This is a genomic window from Enterobacter cloacae complex sp. 677-3DZ2D5B (assembly GCF_004136695.1).
Taxonomy (GTDB): Bacteria; Pseudomonadota; Gammaproteobacteria; order Enterobacterales; family Enterobacteriaceae; genus Enterobacter; species Enterobacter hormaechei_C.
Map to the genome: position 1 here is coordinate 67609 of NZ_QFLS01000003.1, position 15557 is coordinate 83165.

At 57.8% G+C, this 15557-nt stretch carries 15 protein-coding genes; 11 read left to right on the forward strand and 4 right to left on the reverse strand.

Translation table 11 applies throughout. The annotated features are described in order from the left end of the window. Positions 1–7: 7 nt before the first annotated feature. The 9 genes from rhaS (at position 8) to DD597_RS05585 (ending at position 9309) form a co-directional block, all read left to right on the forward strand. Complete coding sequence (gene rhaS, locus DD597_RS05545; RefSeq protein WP_003861987.1) at positions 8–994, forward strand: rhamnose ABC transporter substrate-binding protein; 987 nt, start codon at positions 8–10, stop codon at positions 992–994. A gap of 75 nt (positions 995–1069) precedes the next feature. After that, positions 1070–2572 carry a sugar ABC transporter ATP-binding protein gene (locus DD597_RS05550; protein WP_129256006.1) on the forward strand — a complete coding sequence of 501 codons (1503 nt, stop codon included), beginning with the start codon at positions 1070–1072 and terminating at the stop codon, positions 2570–2572. Continuing rightward, on the forward strand, positions 2573–3577 hold the full coding sequence (locus DD597_RS05555; RefSeq protein ID WP_022652071.1) for an ABC transporter permease: 1005 nt from the start codon (positions 2573–2575) through the stop codon (positions 3575–3577). Beyond that, entirely contained in the window at positions 3574–4578 is a 1005-nt protein-coding gene (locus DD597_RS05560) for an ABC transporter permease (protein WP_032608116.1), read from the forward strand. Before DD597_RS05555 ends, DD597_RS05560 begins: the two co-directional genes overlap by 4 nt. A 97-nt stretch (positions 4579–4675) precedes the next feature. Beyond that, entirely contained in the window at positions 4676–5824 is a 1149-nt protein-coding gene (gene fucO / locus DD597_RS05565; RefSeq protein WP_045331511.1) for a lactaldehyde reductase, read from the forward strand. Continuing rightward, positions 5821–6135: an L-rhamnose mutarotase gene (rhaM, locus tag DD597_RS05570; protein WP_063944853.1), complete on the forward strand. Its 315-nt coding sequence runs from the start codon at positions 5821–5823 to the stop codon at positions 6133–6135. Before fucO ends, rhaM begins: the two co-directional genes overlap by 4 nt. Before the next feature lie 355 nt (positions 6136–6490). Further along, on the forward strand, positions 6491–7003 hold the full coding sequence (locus DD597_RS05575; RefSeq protein WP_063944854.1) for a DUF3304 domain-containing protein: 513 nt from the start codon (positions 6491–6493) through the stop codon (positions 7001–7003). Beyond that, on the forward strand, positions 7003–7521 hold the full coding sequence (locus tag DD597_RS05580; RefSeq protein ID WP_063855752.1) for a DUF3304 domain-containing protein: 519 nt from the start codon (positions 7003–7005) through the stop codon (positions 7519–7521). The genes DD597_RS05575 and DD597_RS05580 overlap by 1 nt, the downstream gene beginning before the upstream one ends. A 3-nt stretch (positions 7522–7524) precedes the next feature. After that, positions 7525–9309, forward strand: a complete 1785-nt coding sequence (locus DD597_RS05585) for a DUF2235 domain-containing protein (protein WP_063855753.1) — start codon at positions 7525–7527, stop codon at positions 9307–9309. A gap of 33 nt (positions 9310–9342) precedes the next feature. Here the strand turns inward: DD597_RS05585 and DD597_RS05590 are convergent, their stop codons facing one another. From DD597_RS05590 to DD597_RS05605, 4 genes are all read right to left on the reverse strand, one after another. After that, the gene (locus DD597_RS05590) at positions 9343–10608 is read right to left on the reverse strand and encodes an MFS transporter (RefSeq protein ID WP_063855754.1); all 1266 of its coding nucleotides are present in this window, start codon (positions 10606–10608) and stop codon (positions 9343–9345) included. 44 nt (positions 10609–10652) lie between these two features. Next, the gene (locus DD597_RS05595) at positions 10653–12776 is read right to left on the reverse strand and encodes an alpha-galactosidase (protein ID WP_058662827.1); all 2124 of its coding nucleotides are present in this window, start codon (positions 12774–12776) and stop codon (positions 10653–10655) included. Between the two features lie 105 nt (positions 12777–12881). Further along, positions 12882–13877 carry a LacI family DNA-binding transcriptional regulator gene (locus DD597_RS05600; protein WP_003861974.1) on the reverse strand — a complete coding sequence of 332 codons (996 nt, stop codon included), beginning with the start codon at positions 13875–13877 and terminating at the stop codon, positions 12882–12884. A gap of 17 nt (positions 13878–13894) precedes the next feature. Next, on the reverse strand, positions 13895–14443 hold the full coding sequence (locus tag DD597_RS05605; RefSeq protein ID WP_003861973.1) for a helix-turn-helix domain-containing protein: 549 nt from the start codon (positions 14441–14443) through the stop codon (positions 13895–13897). 103 nt (positions 14444–14546) lie between these two features. Here DD597_RS05605 and DD597_RS05610 point away from each other — a divergent pair, with 103 nt between their 5' ends. Both DD597_RS05610 and DD597_RS05615 read left to right on the forward strand, forming a co-directional pair. Beyond that, positions 14547–15206 carry an AzlC family ABC transporter permease gene (locus DD597_RS05610; protein WP_022652076.1) on the forward strand — a complete coding sequence of 220 codons (660 nt, stop codon included), beginning with the start codon at positions 14547–14549 and terminating at the stop codon, positions 15204–15206. Then, the gene (locus DD597_RS05615) at positions 15206–15529 is read left to right on the forward strand and encodes an AzlD domain-containing protein (RefSeq protein ID WP_003861969.1); all 324 of its coding nucleotides are present in this window, start codon (positions 15206–15208) and stop codon (positions 15527–15529) included. The genes DD597_RS05610 and DD597_RS05615 overlap by 1 nt, the downstream gene beginning before the upstream one ends. Positions 15530–15557: the final 28 nt, after the last annotated feature.

Sequence of the window (15557 nt, forward strand, 5' to 3'; positions counted from 1 at the left end):
AAAAGCAATGAAAATAAAAGCAAGCTTGATCCTCACCGTTGCCGCTCTGGCGTTGTCCGGTTCCGCTTTAGCAGAAGTGAAAATCGCCCTGGTGGCGAAGTCCTTAGGGAATGGATTCTTCGAGGCAGCGAACGTCGGCGCGCAGGAGGCGGCCAAAGAGTTAGGCGATGTAAAAGTGATTTATACCGGCCCGACCACCACCACGGCGGAAGCGCAGATCGAGGTGCTGAACGGGCTGATCGCCCAGGGCGTGGATGCGATCGCAATTTCCGCGAACGATCCGGACGCCGTCGTGCCGGTGCTGAAAAAAGCGATGCAGCGCGGCATTAAGGTTGTGTCGTGGGATTCCGGGGTGGCGAAAGCCGGGCGTCAGATCCATCTCAACCCGTCCAATAACGCCCTGATTGGCGAAACCAACGTCAAGCTCGCCGCCGATGCCCTGAAAGCGCTGAACGTGGAGAAGGGCGAAGTAGCGGTGCTGAGCGCCACGCCAACCTCCACCAACCAGAACACCTGGATTGCGGAGATGAAAAAGGTGCTGCCGAAGTACCCGTCCGTCAATCTGGTGACCGTGGCCTACGGAGACGATCTCTCTGACAAAAGCTACCGCGAAGCGGTCGGCCTGCTGAAAACCTACCCGGAGCTGAAAGTCATCGTCTCGCCGTCGTCCGTGGGCATTGTGGCTGCCGCGCAGGCGGTGAAGGACCAGGGCAAGATTGGCAAAGTGTACGTCACCGGTTTAGGCCTGCCGTCTGAGATGGCGGGCGCGGTGAAATCCGGCGCGAGCAAGAGCTTTGCCATCTGGAACCCGATTGACCTGGGCTATGCCGCGACTTACTTAGCGGACGATCTGGTGAAAGGCACGGCCACGAAAGGTGAGGCCAGCATGGGCAAACTGGGCAAAGTGAAGCTGGATGCGGACGGCAACGGCGCGATGGCCGAGCCGTTCGTCTACGATGCCAGCAATATTGATAAGTTCTCGAAAATCTTTTGATCCTTTCCCCCCTCACCCTAGCCCTCTCCCAAAGGGAGAGGGTCGGGGTGAGGGTGAACCAAACGGAGAACTATCATGACCCCATTGCTACAGCTTTCTGGCATCACCAAGGTGTTCCCCGGCGTACGTGCTCTTGAGAACGTGCAGCTTGCGCTGTGGCCCGGCAAAGTGACGGCGCTTATCGGCGAAAACGGCGCGGGCAAGTCGACGCTGGTCAAAGTGATGACCGGCATATACCAGCCCGACGAGGGCGAAATTCTCTACAAGGCGATCCCCGTTCACCTTCCAACGCCGGAGTCGGCGCATAAAATGGGTATCACCGCCATACACCAGGAAACCGTCCTGTTTGATGAACTCTCGGTCACCGAAAATATCTTTGTTGGTCAGTACCTTCACAAAGGCTTCCTGAAAAAGCTCGACTGGCCGGAAATGCACCGCCGGGCGCAGGCTATTCTCGCCCGCCTTGAGGTGCAAATCGACCCGCGCGCAACGCTGAAAACCCTGAGCATCGCCCAGCGTCACATGGTGGCGATTGCCCGCGCGCTGTCGTTTGAGGCGCAGGTGGTGATCCTCGACGAACCCACGGCGGCGTTGTCGCAGCATGAAATCCTCGAGTTTTGCCAGATTGTGGAGCGCTTAAAGCAGGAGGGAAAAGCCATCCTGTTTATCTCCCACAAGTTCGACGAGATTTTTGAGCTGGCCGATCACTACACCATTTTGCGCGACGGCGTGTTCGTCGGTGCAGGGGCAATAAATGAGATCACCGAGGAGCGGATGGTGTCGATGATGGTCGGGCGCGCCATTACCCAAACCTTCCCGAAAATCGACTGCGAAAAAGGCGAGACGGTGCTGGAGGTGAAAAACCTCTGCCATCCGACCGAGTTTGCGCATATCTCGTTCTCCCTGCGTAAAGGGGAAATCCTCGGCTTTTACGGGCTGGTGGGTGCCGGGCGTACCGAATTGATGCAGGCGCTTTCCGGCGTCACGCGGCCATCGTCCGGGGAAATTATCCTCAACGGACAGCCCCGGCGCTTCCGCCAGCCTGCGGATGCGATCAAAGCCGGTATTGTCTGCGTGCCGGAAGAAAGGCAGAAACAGGGGGCGATTATCGCCCTGCCGATTGCCCAGAACATCAGCCTGCCTCAGCTTAGCACGCTCAATCCGAACGGCGTGCTGCATGACGACCGTGAATGGAAACTGGCGAACGAGTACGCCAAACGCCTGCAAGTGAAAGCCTTCAGCTGGAAGCAGGCGGTGGAGACCCTCTCTGGCGGCAACCAGCAAAAGGTGGTGATCGGCAAATGGCTGGCGACGCACCCTGACGTGATCATCCTCGATGAGCCAACAAAAGGCATCGATATCGGCTCAAAGGCAGCCGTTCATCAGTTTATGTCCGAGCTGGTCAGTCAGGGGCTGGCGGTGATTATGGTCTCGTCCGAACTACCGGAAGTGATGGGCATGGCGGATCGCATTATCGTCATGCACGAGGGGCTGATGGTGGCCGAATACCAGGCGGGAGACGCGACGGCGGAAACCATCGTCAGCGCCGCCAGCGGTGCAAAACAGGAGGCGGCATAAATGCTTAGCTCACTCTTAAAACACCGCGAAGCCCTGCTGGGCGCGGTGATTATCCTGATGATCGTCGCCATTGGCAGCCGCGTGCCATCGTTTATCGCGCCGGGCAACCTGGTGGAGATGTTTAACGACACCGCCATTCTGATCGTCCTCGCGCTCGGGCAGATGATGGTGCTGCTCACTAAAGGCATCGACCTGTCGATGGCGGCCAATCTGGCCCTGACCGGGATGATTGTCGCCCTGATTAACTTCCATTACCCGGACGTGCCCGTCTGGGCGCTGCTGATCCTCGCCAGCGCGCTTGGGCTGCTGATGGGCGCGATAAACGGCCTGCTTGTGTGGAAGCTGGGCATTCCGGCGATTGTGGTAACACTCGGCACCATGAGCATCTACCGCGGAATGATCTTTTTGCTCTCCGGCGGCGGCTGGGTGAACTCCAACCAGATGGGTGCAGACTTCCTCGGCCTGCCGCGTGCGTCAGTGCTGGGCCTGCCGGTGCTGAGCTGGTGCGCCATCGCCGTACTGCTGCTGGTGGGCTACTTCCTGCGCTACAGCCGCACCGGACGGGCGCTCTACACCGCAGGCGGTAACGCCACGGCAGCGTACTACACCGGGATCAACGCCGGGAAAATGCAGTTCATCAGCTTCTGCCTTTCCGGTCTGCTGGCCGGGTTCTGCGGCTACCTGTGGATATCGCGCTTTGCCGTTGCGTATGTTGACGTCGCTAACGGTTTTGAATTGCAGGTGGTGGCAGCCTGCGTGATTGGCGGGATCAGCACCATGGGCGGCACCGGTCGCGTGCTCGGCTGTCTGTTCGGGGCGCTGTTCCTTGGCGTCATCAACAACGCCCTGCCGGTGATCGGCGTCTCCCCGTTCTGGCAGATGGCGATTTCCGGCTCGGTCATTGTCATCGCTGTGCTGCTGAACGAGCGCGGCAACAAACGCAAAGGCAGGCTGATCCTGCGCGACGCGGCGCTGGCACGTCAGAAACTGGCGGTGAAACCATGAGCAAAATGATGACATCTGAAGAGTTCAAACCCACTTCTGCGCCGGGCATCTTCCAGCGTCTGCTGTGCTGGGAGGGCTTCCTGCTGGCGGTGACGCTGGCGGTGTTTGTGGTGAACGCGCTCGCCTCGCCCTACTTCCTCAATATCTGGAACCTCTCCGACGCGACGTTCAACTTCACGGAAAAAGCGATCATTGTGTTGCCGATGGCGATGCTGATTATCGCCCGGGAAATTGACCTGTCGGTGGCCTCCACCATCGCGCTCAGCTCGACGGTGATGGGCTTTTGCGCGGCGGCGGGCGTCGATACGCCACTGCTGGTGTGCGTGGGATTAGGCGTCGGGCTACTGTGCGGGTTGTTCAACGGCATTCTGGTGACGCGCTTTAACCTGTCGTCCATCGTCATCACCATCGGCACCATGAGCCTGTACCGCGGGATCACCTACATCCTGCTCGGGGACCAGGCGCTGAACAGCTACCCGGAGAGCTTTGCCTGGTTCGGCCAGGGCTACGTCTGGGGCGCGTTGTCGTTTGAGTTCGCGCTGTTTATCGTCCTGGCCACTCTGTTTGCCTTTGTGCTGCACCGCACCAACTTTGGCCGCCGCACCTACGCCATCGGCAACAACCCGACCGGCGCGTGGTACTCCGGCATCAACGTGAAGCGCCACAACCTGATCCTCTTCGCGCTGGTGGGGCTGATGTCCGGCCTGGCGTCGGTGCTGCTCACCTCGCGTCTGGGCAGCACCCGTCCGACCATCGCGATGGGCTGGGAGCTGGCGGTGGTGACGATGGCGGTGCTCGGCGGCGTCAATATTCTCGGTGGGTCCGGCAGCATGGTGGGCGTGATTATCGCCGCCTTCCTGATGGGGCTGGTGACCTTCGGCCTGAGCCTGCTCAACGTGCCCGGCATTGTGATGTCGGTGATTATCGGCGCGATGCTGATCGTGGTGATTTCGCTGCCGATTATTACCCGCCGGATTATGCAGCGAAGACGGATCTCATAGCCGGGTGGCACTGCGTTTACCCGGCCTGCTTAACCGTAGGCCCGCGCAAGCGCAGCGCCGCCGGGCATAAAATTCACAGTAATTAAGGAGAATTATCATGAGCTTTATGTTGGCACTCCCCAAAATCAGCCTGCACGGCGCGGGCGCGATCGGCGATATGGTCAATCTGGTGGCAAACAAACAGTGGGGAAAAGCGCTGATTGTCACCGACGGTCAGCTGGTGAAGCTGGGCCTGCTCGACAGCCTGTTTACCGCGCTCGACGCCCATCAGATGTCGTATCACCTGTTCGATGAGGTATTCCCGAATCCGACGGAAGCGCTGGTGCAAAAAGGCTATGCGGCATATCAGGATGCGGAGTGTGATTACCTGATTGCCTTTGGCGGCGGCAGCCCGATTGATACCGCCAAGGCAATCAAAATCCTCACCGCCAACCCCGGTCCGTCAACCGATTACTCTGGCGTCGGCAAGGTGAAAAACGCGGGCGTGCCGCTGGTGGCGATCAACACCACCGCAGGCACGGCAGCGGAGATGACCAGCAACGCGGTGATCATTGACGCCGCACGACAGGTGAAAGAGGTGATTATCGACCCGAACATCATCCCGGATATCGCCGTGGACGATGCCAGCGTGATGCTTGATATTCCGGCCTCCGTGACCGCCGCAACCGGCATGGATGCCTTGACTCACGCCATTGAAGCTTACGTGTCCGTCGGCGCGCACCCGCTGACCGATGCCAACGCGCTGGAGGCGATTCGCCTGATCAACCTCTGGCTGCCGAAAGCGGTCGACGACGGTCACAACCTGGAAGCGCGCGAGCAGATGGCTTTTGGTCAGTATCTGGCGGGCATGGCGTTTAACAGCGCCGGTCTGGGGCTGGTGCATGCCCTGGCGCACCAGCCGGGCGCGACGCACAACCTGCCGCACGGCGTGTGCAACGCCATTCTGCTGCCGATCATCGAAAACTTTAACCGCCCGAACGCGGTTGTCCGATTTGCCCGCGTGGCGCAGGCGATGGGCGTTGACACGCGCGGCATGAGCGATGAAGCGGCCAGCATGTCAGCCATTCAGGCGATTCGCGACCTGAGCGCCCGGGTCGGCATTCCGTCCGGATTTAGCCAGCTCGGCGTGACCAAAGCCGATATTGAAGGCTGGCTGGATAAAGCTCTCGCCGACCCGTGCGCGCCGTGTAACCCGCGCACCGCCAGCCGCGATGAGGTCCGCGAGCTGTACCTGGAGGCTTTATGATCCGCAAAGCGTTTGTGATGCAGGTAAACCCGGACGCGCACGAGGAGTACGCGCGTCGCCACAACCCGATCTGGCCCGAGCTGGAAGCGGTACTGAAAGCCCACGGTGCGCACCACTACGCCATTTACCTCGACAAAGCCCGCAACCTGCTGTTTGCAACCGTGGAGATTGAATCGGAGGAACGCTGGAACGCGGTGGCAAACACCGATGTCTGCCAGCGCTGGTGGAAACATATGGCTGACGTTATGCCGTCGAACCCGGATAACAGCCCGGTGAGTGCGGCGCTGGAAGAGGTGTTTTACCTGGACTGATGAATACTCCCCCTGGAGGCCGCTCTACGGGGAGGCATTTTTCAGAATTAGACATGCATTTCATCCGTTTACAGCATCTCTTCTTCATGTAACCATCCTGATTAACCTTAAGATAAATCAGGTTTTAATGATGGATTACTGGCGAAAGCATTTCAACGGACAACCTCGCGTGACTAAATTATCCGATCACGTCAGATTCTCCGCATTTTGTGGCAGGGTAACCCTGCCACTTGCCTTTAGATGAACCATACATTTTTCCGGGCTGCCCCATTACAGGGTGGTACTGAGTTAGCGTATGACACTGCTTTACGACTTCTTGATTAACAACCCCCAACATCATGGATGAATGCACAGAATGGGATTTTTCAGTGTGTATAAAAAAATAGACGGCGCGGTTAACCGGGGTTATGCCCGCTGGGGAAAATGGCTCTGGGGAACACTTATACTGCCGGTGGTGGTTTATCTTGGCTGGTCGGTGTGGGCTGCGGTCTGGGGACCACCGTCAGGGCCGGTAACGCTGATTATTCACAGTGAAATTGACAGACCTATCCTGGGGTTTAGCGTAAATGGCGTGGCGGGGGCGAATGCCTTTGCGCAAGGGGGGGGAGGGGCAACCTGCTGTGGGAATATTAGCGGGGATAAGGCTGAAATAATCTGGACGCTGGATATTACTCATGAACAATATCTTAAAGGTATGCGTCTCGAAACTCGTCGCACAGAAATGCCTATGCCAGTACGGAAGCAGGGCGAAAATGATTTACACGTTCATTTCCTCCCGGGCGATAAAGTCCTGTTGGGATGGAGTGATAACGCATGGTCGCCTTATGAAACGCATCAGGAGAATGCTAATAACAGGGAAACAGAATAATGGGATGGTTCGGTAAATATCAAAATATAGACAGCGCCGTGAATCGCGGTTATGCCCGCTGGGGAAAATGGCTCTGGGGAGCACTGATACTGCCGGTGGTGATTTATCTTGGCTGGTCGGTATGGGCTGCGGTCTGGGGACCACCGTCAGGGCCGGTAACGCTGATTATTCACAGTGAAATTGACAGGCCAATAAGAGAGTTTAGCGTAAACGGCGTGGCGGGGGCAAATGCATTTGCTTATGGTGGCGGTGGAGCAACCTGCTGCGGCAGCATAAGCGGGGATAAGGCAGAAATTATCTGGACTGTAGATTACACACTTGCGCAATACAAGGCGGGGGTGCGATCAGAAGTCCACAAAAAAATATTGCCCATGCCGCAACGTCAGTGGGGAGAAAATTACCTTCATACCTATTTCCTGCCTGAAGAAAACGTCCGGTTATGGTGGAGTACCGGTTTTAATCATCCTGATTCTCGCGATATTAAAGACCAAACCTCAGAATTAAAAAAGGATAAATAATATATGGATATTGAAAGCCTTATCGCCGCGGCAAATCGGGCCCAGCAGGCAGAAGATGCTGGTTTAGGGAACTGTTCGCGGATATGGCATGTTGGCTTCTTCTTTGACGGTATTCACAGGAATATAGAACAGGACGCAGCAGAACGTCGACTTAGCAATATTGCTCGTTTGTTTCGTGCATTTCCTGATGATGCGCAAAAAACAAGTAAAGAGTACTACTCAAAGTTTTACATTTCTGGCCTGGGTACCCCTTTCCATGAAACCATTGCTGAAAAGCTTCACACCATCATGGATGGCGGCCTGGACAGCATAACGGATAATTTAAAAGATCAGCCCGGTGAAATGGCCAAAGAATCGGGTGTGGATTTTTTAAAAGGCAACAGCTGGTACGAGATTTTAAAACATCAGGGTAAGAAACTCCTTAACCCTGTGGAATGGAAATATCTGGCCTTCGACACTGCAAAAAATGCGGCCAAAAAAGTCAGTATCGAAGCCACCCCCTGGCTGCGCGATAACCCCACAATAGCGGATATGCTGGTGACTGGCGCCGATACCCGTATTGTATCGACCAAAATAACGTTTGAAGAGGGATACAAAGAAGCCGTTAAAAAAAGCCCGGTCCCCGTTAAACTCATTTCTGTCTCCCTTTTCGGTTTTGACCTCGGCGCTACCCTGGCACGTAAATTCCTGGACAGTCTGCTGAAAGATATCTGTAAGAAAGAGGGGGATAAATACACCTACCAGGGCATACCCGTCGATATCGTCTTTACCGGCCTGTTTGACTGCTCGCGACGCACGTCGGCCAGCAACAACAACGGCGTGGATTACTTTATCTCTGCGTTTGGCGGGCCGATAAAAGGGATTAGCGTGTTGCTGGGAGACAAGTCCATCGACCAGGATACCCCCTTGCCTGAGTCGGTAAAGAAAAGCCTGCATCTGGTTGCCGCCCATGAAACCCGCGTCTGGCGCTGCCTGTACCGCACCGGCAATAACCCGGCGCACAAGGAAGAACTCTATCCCGGATGCGCGGAGGATATCGGCGGGGGCCTGAAACCTGACGAACAGAAGCCCAGTGCGGAGCTTTGTCGCGTGGCGCTCCACAGGATGTACCGTGAGGCGGCCATGGCGGGCGTGCCTTTCCCTGATTTTCAGTCGTTAAATGAAAGCAACCCTGTTGTTGCCGAGTATTTCATCGTCCAGGACAACGTCAAAAACCAGTCCGTCCTGCAGTGGGCAGAGGCGTACCAGAGCGCACTACCCTTTACTTCATTAAGCACCGCATGCCAGAACCGTCATCTGGACAGCTATATCGACTGGCTGGGCCGTCAGTACTATCAGTACCGCACGGAATGCATGAAATATGAAAAACATCGCGGTGATACGCTGGCCGCAGCTGGCGCATCGGCAGGGTTTGCTGGCATCACGCAGGAGGCGAAAGAGACCGCCGAGCAGTACGCCAGTGAACTGGCCGTATTGCAGCAAAACTGGGGCTGGCTTGATGACGTGAAGGATGCCGCCATAAGAATGCGAAACAGTATGGAACAGGACCCCAGGGACAAACGCAGGGATATCGTTCCAAACGTATATGGACCCGCGCTGTGGCGTGCGAAGCGGTTTCTGGAATACTTCCACGCGGCAAATCTCGGTAAGCCCCGGCCATTACCCCTGGATACCGCACCGCCAGAAATATACGCATGGTTCGTTCACGATCTGCAGACGGTCGACAAAGGGGCGGGTATTTCGCAGGACTTTTTTGCGATCCGCTCAATGGAGATGCCTGAAGCCTAAGTCATGCTGCCGCATTCGCGGCAGCACCCTTCCCTAATTCACCTCCACCGCGCCCCTGCTAGCAGCAATCTCCCGCCTGCCACTCAGCGTAAACGCCGACACCACCGTGATCGCCAGCACGAAACAGCCCAGTATCAGATACGTCTCCTGGAAGCCGACCCGGTCATACATATTTCCGGCAAAGGCGGAGAGGAAGATCGCCGCCGACTGTTTGGCAAACTGGAAGCCAATCAGGTAGATGGTGGCCGACAGGCGCGTATCAAACACCCCGGTGATGTACTTGAATGCCCCCACCAGCAGGAACGGGACTTCCAGCGCGTGCAGCATCTTCAGGGCAATCACCTCCACGGCGGTGGTGGCAAACGACGATCCGATAATGCGCGTCGCCATGATCACCCCGGCAATCAGCAGCGTGTTTTTCGCACCGATGCGGTTAATGATCCACGGCGAGCAGAACATGATGATCGCGTTACAGATTTCCCCCGCTGTGGTGGCGAAACCAAAGGCGCGGGTCCCCTCCTGCGGCGTGGCGAAGAAGGTTTTGAAGAAGGTAGCAAACTGCTGGTCGAAGACGTCATATACGCAGGCCACGCCAATCACGTACAGGATGAACATCCACATTCTGCGCTGGCGGAACAGGTTGAACACGGTTTTGGCAGTGATCTGCGGCTGATTCGCGCCCAGGGCGTTCATTACCTGCGCCGTCTGGTTGGGCTTCGGTTTCGCGACCACCAGCAGCAGCATTAGCAACAGCGCTGCCGCCGACCCCATCCAGAAAACATACGACGGATCGATGCCGAACAGGATGCCGCCCGTTGAGGCGCACAGCCCCCAGCCGAGACAGCCGAACATGCGCGCCTTGCCGTACTCAAAAAAGCTGTTGCGGCTCACGCGTTCAATGTAGGCCTCAATCGCCCCCGAACCCGCTGAGAAGACAAAGCCGATATACAACCCACCGCTCAGCGCCCCCAGCCAGATATTGGTTTTCAGCAGCGGGGCGAAGACGTACAGGAAGAACGGCGCGAACAGGAACAGCAGCACCGAAATGATCCAAAGCAAATGTTTTTTCAGCCCCAGCTTGTCCGAAATGACCCCTAGCACCGGCTGGAAGGCAATGGCCGACAGCGAGATGCAGGAGAAAACAATCCCCGTATGGGTTTTGTTCAGGCCGATGATGTCCGACAGCCAGATCGGCAGGAACGGAAAACAGGTGGCCATGATGAAGAAGTAGAGAAAGAAGAACAGCCCGAAGATCCAGAAGTTAGGGTTGTTTTTGTGGGTACAGGTTGTTGTGTTCATTATTTTTATCCTCAACGGAGGGCCGGTTGCCCGGCCCGTCACCCTTACACGCGTTCCACACCAATCAGAATGGTGGTTTCCGGATCCAGAATCGGCAGCGCAATACCCGCCTGCATCAGCCATTCACCGCTTACCGTTTGCGGCGCGTCCATCCACGCCGGCAGCTTGCGCATGGTGTGCCCGCCCTCGCCCGTAATCTGAATGTTCGGGTGATCGAGCAGCGTGATGCGGTACTGCGCGCTGGCGTCTAACCCCGGCATGCGCAGCGGCATCATCAGGGTGTAATCCGCCATCGCGAGCTGGCTGACCAAAAACAGCCCCTGCGTCTTGTCTTCGCTCACTATACCCTGCGCCAGGGTGGTGGCGTCCGGCATATCCACGCGCCACTGGGTGCCGTGATGAATGACCTCGCGCCACCGCTTATACAGCGCGGCGTAATGTCGATAGCCTTCACGCTCCTGCGCGACGACGGTGAGCGGATCCAGCTCCAGCCCCATGTGACCAAACAGCGCCGTCAGCCCGCGGAACTGAATGCTGTGCTGGCGGAAGGTAGCGTGACACTTATGATGACCTATATGCGCCCCCATCACCTCCGGCGGGAAGAAGTAGCTCATGCCGCGCTGGATAGTGTTGCGCTCCAGCGCGTCGTTATTGTCGGACGCCCAGAAGCGGTGGCAGCGGGTCAGCACTTCATAATCGATTCGCCCGCCGCCGGAGGAGCAGGATTCAAACTCAATGTGCGGGAAACGCTCGCCCAGCACGTCCAGCAGGCGATAAAACTGGCGCGTCTGGGCATCGGCGGCGGCTTTGCCCTTGTGCCCTGGCTGCACCAGCTCGCGGTTCATGTCCCATTTCACGTAGTCGACCGCGTGTTCACCCAGCAGCCAGCTCATGCGCTCGACCAGATAATCAAAGGCCTGAGGAATATTAAGATTGAGCACCAGCTGATGTCGCCCGGTCGCCTGGGCGTAGCCCGGCAGCGCCAGCACCCAGTCAGGGTGCGCGCGGTACAGATCGGAATCCGGGTTAATCATCTCCGGCTCAACCCAGATACCAAACTCCATGCCGAGCTGTTTAACGTGATCGATCACCGGCTTAAGGCCGTTCGGGTATTTTTTCTCGTCCAGATACCAGTCGCCCAGCGCGGCGTGGTCGTCGTTGCGGCCTTTGAACCAGCCGTCGTCAATGATAAAGCGCTCCACGCCCAGCGCTGCGGCCTCGTCGGCCATGCGCATGATGTAGTCCGGATCGTGGTCGAAGTAGATCCCCTCCCAGGTGTTGAGATGCACCGGGCGCGGTTTATCTTCCGGGAAGCGGATAACGTTATCGCGCAGGTAGCGGTGGAACTGCTGGCTCATGCCGTTCAGCCCGTGCGGGGAGTGGCTGGCATACAGGCGCGGCGTCCAGAGCGTTTCCCCCTCTTCAATCGCCATTTCACCCGGCAGGTAGAGCGCTTCGGCCTGCATATAGCGGCGGCCATCGGTTTTCGCCTCTGCGCGCAGGCGATGGTTGCCGCTCCAGCCCAGATGCACACCCCAGACGTGGCCGTGCATTTCACTGAATGACGGCGTACCTGAAATCAGTGCCGGGAAATGTTCGTGGGAGGTTTTACCCCGGCGGTTTTCAATCACGAAGCTGTCGTGCTCAAGCGTAACGCGGTGCGGCTGAAACTCCCTGATCCAGCGTCCGTGGAAGGCCATCACCTCCTGCGCGCGTTCGGCCACCGGCAGCGTAACGGCAAAGCGATCCACCTGCCACGCCAGCGTTTTCAGGTTGGTTAACCCATGGCGCACCACCAGTACGCCGCTGGCATCCAGCGTTATTTCACTGGTCAGGCGCAAGCCTGCATGCTCGTCTTCAGCAGTGATTGTCAGGGCGTTTAACGCCTGCTGCACCTGCGTGGTTTTAAATACCGGCGATCCGTCCAGCCCCTGACGATGCCCCTCGATGCCCGGCGAGCCAAACAGCCCATGCCCCAGCTCTGCCATCAGCGTGACGGGGGAGTCGACGTCCAGCCTGCCGTTAGCAACCGGGCGCGCAATACTCAGGACATCCTGCGGCGAGAAGTGCTGAAGGTGCGGCCCCCAGTAGAGAATTTCGGCGAACGGGTGAGTTTTTAGCACCACGTCAACCGTATTGCTTTCAAGTCGAAAAATGGCATCTTGCATCGGACATCTCCTGTCATCGGGATGTCCTGAGTTTTGATCCGAAACGTTTCGGATACAAACCAAAACGTTTCGGATCTGTGATCGGGTTTGGAATTTTTGGTGTGATTAGGCCGTCTGGCCTGGGGAGAATTCTGGCTGCCAGAGCACCTGAAGGGTGTCAATGTCGTCGCCGTTAATCAACTGGCGCACCATATCGGCAATCTGTTTCCCGACGCCCTGACGGGTAGACTGGATCACCGCCGCGACGTCGATATCGACAATGCTGTCCTGCGGTAAGCCGTCATAGACCACCAGCGAGACGGCATTTTCACCGGTTAAGCGTCCCATCTGCGCCAGGGCCATCGCTGCGCCGTCGCCGTGGGTGTTGCAGTCGGTAATGATGGCCGTGGGCGGCTGCGGCAGGGAGAGAAGTTCTTGCGTGGTGGCATAACCCACGCGGCGCGAAGGAGGCATGGCGCGCAGCCATTCGCTGGAAAGTCCGGCTTCCCGCAGCGCGTCCAGGTAGCCCTGGCGGCGCTGGGTGATGAATGCCTGGTTGTTGCTTTCGCCCAGCAGCGCAATGCGCTGATGGCCTTTCTCGATCAGCCAGCGGGTGGCCTGATACGTACCGGCATAGTTGTCGAAATCGAACCACGCGTACGGCTGCGGGAGCTGGCTGCGGCCGAGCGCCAGGAACGGAAACCCGGCGGCCTGAAGCTGCTCAAGACGCGGATCGTGATCCAGCGTATGCGCCACTATCAGCGCATCCACGCGTCGGCTCTGCACCATGCGCATATAGCTGTGTTTGTCCGCCAGATCGTCGTCAGCGATGAGCAGCAGGTCAATCTCATGTCGCGCCAGTTCGTGGCTAATTTCGCCGACCATGTCCATAAAAACGCTGTTATTGAGCGGAACAGGATGCACCGGAAATACCAGCCCGACGGCGTCGATTTTGCCCATCTTCAGGCGACGGGCAAAGGTATTTGGTCGGTAGCCACGGCGCTGGGCCTCCGCTTCCACGCGGGCGCGCGTCTCAGCAGAAACGTCGTCATATCCGTTGAGGGCGCGGCTGACGGTGGTAACAGACAGCCCCAGTTCTTTGGCAATGGCTTTAAGCGACATGATTTTCCGTATCTTCTTTAGTTTTGTTCCGCCACCAGCAGCGCGTGCGTATCGGGCTCCAGCGCCTTAAAGATATGCGGCTGGTCAGCAGGGTAGCAAATGTAATCTCCCGGGCCGAGTTCTTCCGCCGCGTCGATCAGACCGACCATCGCCCGCCCCTGGGTCACGATAATATGCTCAACCGAACCAGGCGGATGGGGCTGGGAAATACGGTCTGCCCCCGGCTGAGTCAGCAGCAGATAGATATCACGACGCGCGCCCGGCGGACACGCCGCGAGCAAAATCGCCTCGTAGTTCGCCTGCCCGGCGACGACTTTTGTGCCCTCGCCGCGGCGGATCACCTGCGTGACGGGTTGCTGCGGCTCCAGTAACCGGGCAAACGGAATATCCAGCGCCACGCAAAGCGACCACAGCGTTTCCAGGCTAGGATTGCCGTTGCCAGACTCCAGTTGTGAAAGCGTGGATTTGGCGATCCCGGCACGGCGGGCAATTTCCGCCAGTGAGAGCCCGGTTCGCAGGCGTTCTCGTACCAGGCTTTTGGCGATCACGCTGATTGGCTGCGTCATAATAACGGCCTCTTTCTCTCTATAACGAACGAATCGTTCGTCTTGTAAAACGTTTCTGATGCGTTCATTATAATGGAAATACGTTCGATATGGCTAAAATGGTATGAAGAAACACCTCTCCTGTCTGAAAGGCGACACGATAAAAGCGATCGTCCTGGTCTGCCTCGCGGTGGGCGTAGTCGGCATGTCTTATGGCTCACTGGCGATGGCCTACGGTTTCCCGCTGTGGGTGCCGTTTGTCCTCTCCCTCACGGTGCTGGCAGGCGCATCCGAGTTTATGTTTATTGGCATCGTGGCAAGCGGCGGCAATCCGCTGGCAGCGGCCGCGGCCGGTTTACTGGTAAACGCGCGCCATGTGCCGTTCGGCGTAACGGTGCGTGACCTGGTGGGCAAGCGCGGCCTGAGCTTTCTGGGCTGTCATATTATGAACGATGAAAGCGTGGTGTTCGGCCTTTCGCAAAAAACCGCCGAGCAGCGTAAAGCGGCCTACTGGCTGTGCGGCCTGGGCGTGGCAATTATCTGGCCGCTGGGGGCGGTACTGGGGGCGATGGTCGGCAAGCTGCTGCCAGACCCGGAAACCATCGGGCTGGACGCGGTGTTCCCGGCGATCCTGCTGGCGTTAGTGGTGCCGGCATTTAAAAACCGTACCACGCTGATCCGCGCCTGTAGCGGCGCAGTGTTGTCGCTGGCCGCCGTACCGTTTGCGCCGGTGGGTCTGCCGGTGCTGCTCTCTTTGCTCGGCCTTGCCGCGAGGAAAAAATAATGGAAAACATGACGGTCTTTATTCTCGGCATCGCCATTCTTTCTGCCGGAACCTATCTGATGCGTCTTGGCGGAGCGAAGCTTGGCAACCGGCTGGCGCTTTCAGAACGGTCGCAGGCGCTGCTTTCAGACGCGGCTACCGTTTTGCTGTTCTCCGTCGCGCTGGCGACAACGTTTTATGAAGGGGACCATTTTGCCGGGATGGCACGTGTGCTGGGCGTGGGGTTCGCGGTGTTTCTGGCCTGGCGCAAAATGCCGTTAATTGTGGTGATCGTCGCGGCGGCGGTGGTGACCGCACTGCTGCGTCTGGCAGGCATAAACTAAAAAGCGCCCCAGGGGCGCTCTTTCGACG